This is a genomic window from Mesorhizobium sp. M5C.F.Ca.IN.020.32.2.1 (assembly GCF_004023105.1).
GTDB lineage: Bacteria > Pseudomonadota > Alphaproteobacteria > Rhizobiales > Rhizobiaceae > Mesorhizobium > Mesorhizobium wenxiniae.
Genome location: NZ_RZSX01001599.1, coordinates 1 through 558, shown reverse-complemented (window position 1 = coordinate 558; position 558 = coordinate 1). Strand labels below are relative to the sequence as shown.

Genomic DNA, 558 nt, shown 5'->3' with positions numbered 1-558 from the left:
GGAAATCGTGTGCTCCATCTTCATCGCTTCCAGGATCAACAGCGGCTGACCCTTGATGACGGCCTCGCCTCTTGCCGCGCGCACCAGCTTGACCAGGCCAGGCATCGGCGCGCGCAGGCTGTCAGAGCCGGCAGCGATTTCGTCGGCCCTCGCCAGCGGGTCCGGCACCGCGAAGCTGTAGCCGATGGCGCCCGAAAAGACAGTGACATGGCCTGGCCAGCGGGCGAGGCGAGGGGCGGCGCGAAGATCGAGCGGACTGGCGCTGTCATAAGGTGCGTCCAGTGCCACTTGGAAGCGCTTGTCCGGCCGCACCGACACAAGCGCGACTATCTCATCATCGCCGTATCGTAGCCGCGTGCGCCGCGGAACAGTGTGGAAATGCGAATAACCGGCAAGCGACGACCACGGATCGTTGGACGGCGCCTGAGTCCCGGCGCCGGACGCCGCAAATGCGGCTGCGGCGACGATCTCGCTGCTCGGCGGCGGGACTGCGGTCAGCGCTTGCTGATGCGGACTTTTCGGCAGGCGATGTCGATACCGGCCTGATCGGCAGGCATC

At 66.3% G+C, this 558-nt stretch carries 1 protein-coding gene; it reads right to left on the bottom strand.

Going from position 1 to position 558, the window contains the following annotated elements; translation table 11 throughout:
- On the bottom strand, positions 1-558 hold a 558-nt coding region (locus EOA86_RS37675), incomplete at both ends, for a biotin/lipoyl-containing protein (protein ID WP_348633393.1).